The organism is Sphingomonas sp. FUKUSWIS1, from assembly GCF_000733135.1.
GTDB classification, from domain to species: Bacteria; Pseudomonadota; Alphaproteobacteria; order Sphingomonadales; family Sphingomonadaceae; genus Sphingomonas; species Sphingomonas aerolata.
The window spans coordinates 22,015-26,413 of the sequence record NZ_JPJC01000091.1; the positions used below are offsets into that span (position 1 = coordinate 22,015).

At 65.3% G+C, this 4,399-nt stretch carries 5 protein-coding genes; 2 read left to right on the forward strand and 3 right to left on the reverse strand.

The window, feature by feature from the left end; genetic code table 11:
* On the forward strand, nt 1-1,312 hold a 1,312-nt coding region (locus sphsw_RS06495), incomplete at its 5' end, for a M2 family metallopeptidase (RefSeq protein WP_042466687.1).
* A gap of 120 nt (nt 1,313-1,432) precedes the next feature.
* On the opposite strand, the gene sphsw_RS06500 is transcribed toward sphsw_RS06495, so the two are convergent.
* From sphsw_RS06500 to sphsw_RS06510, 3 genes are all read right to left on the reverse strand, one after another.
* Nucleotides 1,433-1,897, reverse strand: coding sequence for a hypothetical protein (locus tag sphsw_RS06500; protein WP_042466688.1), 465 nt, complete (start codon nt 1,895-1,897; stop codon nt 1,433-1,435).
* A 79-nt stretch (nt 1,898-1,976) separates the two neighbouring features.
* Nucleotides 1,977-3,413: an AMP nucleosidase gene (locus sphsw_RS06505; RefSeq protein ID WP_031439894.1), complete on the reverse strand. Its 1,437-nt coding sequence runs from the start codon at nt 3,411-3,413 to the stop codon at nt 1,977-1,979.
* 121 nt (nt 3,414-3,534) lie between these two features.
* The gene (locus sphsw_RS06510; protein WP_031394784.1) at nt 3,535-4,014 is read right to left on the reverse strand and encodes a peroxiredoxin; all 480 of its coding nucleotides are present in this window, start codon (nt 4,012-4,014) and stop codon (nt 3,535-3,537) included.
* 109 nt (nt 4,015-4,123) lie between these two features.
* Here sphsw_RS06510 and sphsw_RS18740 point away from each other — a divergent pair.
* Nucleotides 4,124-4,399 (forward strand): YqgE/AlgH family protein (locus tag sphsw_RS18740; protein WP_042466690.1); only part of this gene is annotated, 276 nt, incomplete at its 3' end.

Genomic DNA, 4,399 nt, shown 5'->3' on the forward strand with positions numbered 1-4,399 from the left:
GATGTGGACGAGCTGGAACGACGCGGTCGGCGCACCGATGCGCGGCGACTATGCCAAGATGACCGCGATCTCGAACGAGGGCGCGCGCGAGCTCGGCTACAGGGATGTGGGCGCGCTGTGGCGGTCGGGCTACGACATGAGCCCAGAGCAGTTCGCCGCGCTGACCGACAAGATCTGGAAAGAGGTCGAGCCGCTCTACATGGCGCTGCACACCTATACGCGGTGGAAGCTCAACGAGAAGTACGGCGATGCGGTCCAGGCGAAGACCGGGCCGATCCGCAGCGATCTGCTCGGCAACATGTGGGCGCAGGAATGGGGCAATATCTATGACATCGTCGCCCCCAAGGGGGCTGGCGATCTCGGCTTCGACACGGGCGAGTTGCTGAAGGCCAAGGGCTATGACGCGGTGAAGATGGTCAAGCAGGGCGAGGGGTTCTACTCGTCGCTGGGCTTTGCGCCGCTGCCCGAGACCTTCTGGAAGCGGTCGCAGATCACCAAGCCCGCGGACCGCGACGTGATCTGCCATGCCTCGGCCTGGGATATCGACAACCAGGACGATATCCGCATCAAGATGTGCACCAAGGTGAGTGCGGACGACTTTGTCACGATCCACCATGAGCTCGGCCACAACTACTATCAGCGTGCCTACAAGGCGCAGCCGATGCTGTACAAGAACGGCGCGAATGACGGCTTCCACGAGGCGATCGGCGATACCGTCGCGCTGTCGATCACGCCGGATTATCTGGTGAAGATCGGACTTCTCGACCAGGCGCGCGTGCCGAGCGCGGACAAGGATATCGGCCTGTTGCTGCGTCAGGCGATGGACAAGGTCGCGTTCCTGCCGTTCGGGCTGCTGATCGACAAGTGGCGCTGGGGCGTGTTCTCGGGGCAGATCCCGACGACCGGCTATCAGGCGGCGTGGGACAAGATGCGGCTGCAATATCAGGGGATCAAGCCGCCGGTCGCGCGCGACGAGACGAAGTTCGACGCGGGCGCGAAATATCACATCCCGGCGGCGGTGCCCTATACGCGCTACTTCCTCGCGCGCGTGCTGCAGTTCCAGTTCTACAAGGCGGCGTGCGAGCAGTCGGGGTGGAAGGGGCCGCTGCATCGCTGCTCGTTCTACGGCAACAAGGCGGTCGGCACGAAGCTGAACGCGATGCTGAGCATGGGTCAGTCCAAGCCGTGGCCGGATGCGCTGCAGGTGTTCACGGGCAGCCGCGAGATGTCGGGCGCGGCGCTGGTCGAGTATTTCAAGCCGCTCAAGGCGTGGCTCGACGTGCAGAACAAGGGCAAGCCGACCGGCTGGTGAGCTTTAGGCAATTGGTGGCGGCCCTGCTTCCCCGCGAAGGCGGTGATCCACGGCTGCAAGCGCGCTTTGGGTCTAGCTGGGCCCCCGCATCCGCGGGGGAACAGTGGGGGCCAGGGACGATTATTCCGGGATCGTTCCTTCGTCGGCAATCCCGGCTTCGAACGACTTAGACGAATCTGTACCGTCCGCCTGATGCGCGTGCTTGCCAGCGGGTTTGGGCGTCTTCGGCGTGCTGCCGCGCAGGGTCAGCAGCGCTGCGGCGGCGCCGAGTACCGCGACGCCGCCCGCGATCGCGGCGGCACCCCATTTGCCACCGACCTTGTCGATCGGCTTGGCGACGGGCGGCGGCGTCTTGCGCGCCGATATCGGTCGAGGCGTGCTGCGCTTGGTCGAGCGCGGCTTGGGGGCGGGTTTGGGCTTCCGCGAGACTGGGACCGCCTTTTCGGATGTCGGCTTGTCGATTGCCGGCGCGGCCGGCGCAACCACTGGCTTTGCCGGCTTGGGTGCACTGGCCTTGCGCGGCGCGCGGCGGCGCGTGACGACGGGCTTCTTGGCGTCCGTTTCAGGCGGGTCGGTGTCGGCCACGGCTATGCTCCCTCACAAAATGATCCCGCGGGCGTAACGCATCGGCATGCGATGCGCTCCGAAAATCGCGCGGCAGGCCTCAGCGGAACGGCGGCTCGTCGAACGCCCGCAGCTTGCGGCTGTGCAGCTTGGCACCCTCCTGGCGAAGCTGCTCACAGGTTTCGATCCCGATCCGCAGATGCTCGCTGATCGCGCGTTCGTAAAAGCGGTTGGCCTGACCCGGCAGCTTCAGCTCGCCGTGTAGCGGCTTGTCCGAGACGCAGAGCAGCGTGCCGTAGGGAACGCGGAAGCGATAGCCCTGCGCCGCGATCGTCGCGGATTCCATGTCGATGCCGACCGCGCGCGACAGCGAGAAGCGCAGCGCCGATTTCGAATAGCGCAGTTCCCAGTTGCGGTCGTCGGTGGTGACGATCGTCCCCGTACGCAGCCGGCGCTTCAGGTCCTCGCCCGACTGGCCCGAGACGATCTCGGCGGCCTTGGCCATCGCCACCTGGACTTCGGCGATCGCGGGGACGGGAATCTCGGGCGGAAGCACGTCATCGAGCACATGGTCGTCACGCAGATAGGCATGCGCGAGCACATAGTCGCCGATCCGCTGGCTGGGACGCAGGCCGCCGCAGTGACCGATCATCAGCCAGGCCTCGGGACGCAGTACCGCAAGATGGTCGCAGATCGTCTTGGCGTTGGACGGGCCGACGCCGATGTTGACGAGCGTGATCCCGGTACGGTCGTCCGCCATCAGGTGATAAGCGGGCATCTGGTGCCGACGCCATGCGCTGTCGGAGATGATCTTGTCGATATCATCCCCTGACGAAATCGTGATCCCGCCCGCGCCCGACAGCGTCGTGAACCGGCTGCCTTCGCCGAGCTGCGTGCCCGCCCAGCGAACGAATTCATCGACATAGCGGTGATAGTTCGTAAACAATACGAAGCGCTGCGCGTGTTCGGCAGGGGTGCCCATGTAATGGCGCAGCCGTGCGAGACTGAAATCGGTCCGCAAGCCATCGAACAGCGCGAGCGGACGGGTGTCGTCCTGTGCCACCCACAGCCCGTCGGCGATCTCGTCACCGATATGCGCGAGCTCGGTGGCGGGAAAGAACCGTGCGAGTTCGGTCGCAGAGACCTCGTCGAGGCTCAGCGCGTGGCCGGGATCGATGACGTACGGGAAGGGGATCTCCTGCCGCCCTTCGACGGCTTCGACCTCGACGTCGTAATCCTCGATCAGCAGCGTCAGCTGTTCGGTCAGATAATCGGCGAAGATCGCGGGCTTGGTCACGCTGATCCGGTATTCTCCGGGATTCACCATGCGTCCGAAGGAGCGGAGCGGGGTCGGGCGGTCAATGCCGCCTTTGTAGATCAGCCGGATTTCGGGATAGGCGAACGAGCCATCGCTGCGGGTTGCCGGATCGGGCACGGTGCCGTCGGCGATATAGGCGCTCATGGCGGACTGGAGCCGCGCAACGGAGGCGCGGTAGAGGCGGTCGAGTTCGGCGACCAGGTCGGATGCGATTGTCATCGCCCAGTGTTACGCGGGCGAGATTACGGAGGCAAGACTACCGCGCGTGCCACGCCAGCTCCGTCATTCCCGCGTGCGCGAGGATGACGGAGCACGACGTTCAATCAGGCGCGCGTCGCAATCAGATCTCGCTGAGCAGATGCTCGGCAGAGCTCACCTTGAACTCACCGGGGGCCTCGACGTTGAGCTGCTCGACGACGCCGTCATTGACGATCATCGAATAACGCTGGCTGCGCGTGCCCATGCCGAAGCCCGAGCCGTCCATCGTCAGGCCGACCGCCTTGGCGAAATCGCCATTGCCGTCCGCGAGCAACGTGATGTCGCCGGCACCGGCGGACTTGCCCCATGCATCCATCACGAACGCATCGTTGACCGATGTGCAGGCGACCTCGTCGATGCCCTTGGCCTTCAGTGCGGCTTCCTTTTCGACGAAGCCCGGCAGGTGCTTGGCAGAGCAGGTCGGGGTGAAGGCGCCGGGGACCGCGAAGAGCGCGACCCTGCGGCCCGCGAAGAAGGTCTCGGACTCGACCTGATCGGGGCCGTCCGCGGTGGCCTTGACGAGAGTGGTGTTGGGAAGCCGGTCGCCGACGCTGATCGTCATGGAAATTCTCCTGTCGCCGCGAGATCGTCCCGGGCGGACGGTACCTCGTATGGGAGGCGCGCGATTTCAAGCGTGGCGGCGGGGCCGTCGCGACGCTATGGTCTAGGGCATGGACAAGACGGCTTTTCTTTCCGGGCAACTCCTTCTGGCAATGCCGGGGATGAGCGATCCGCGGTTCGCCCGCGCGGTGATCGCGATGTGCAGTCATGACGAAAACGGCGCGCTCGGGATTGGTCTCGGCGCCACCGTCGACGGTCTCGGCTTTCACGACCTGCTCGAACAGTTCGAGATCGCACCCGGTGACGCGCCCAATGCCCCGGTGCATTTCGGCGGGCCGGTCGAACCCCGCCGCGGCTTCGTCATCCATTCGTGCGACTGGGGCGGG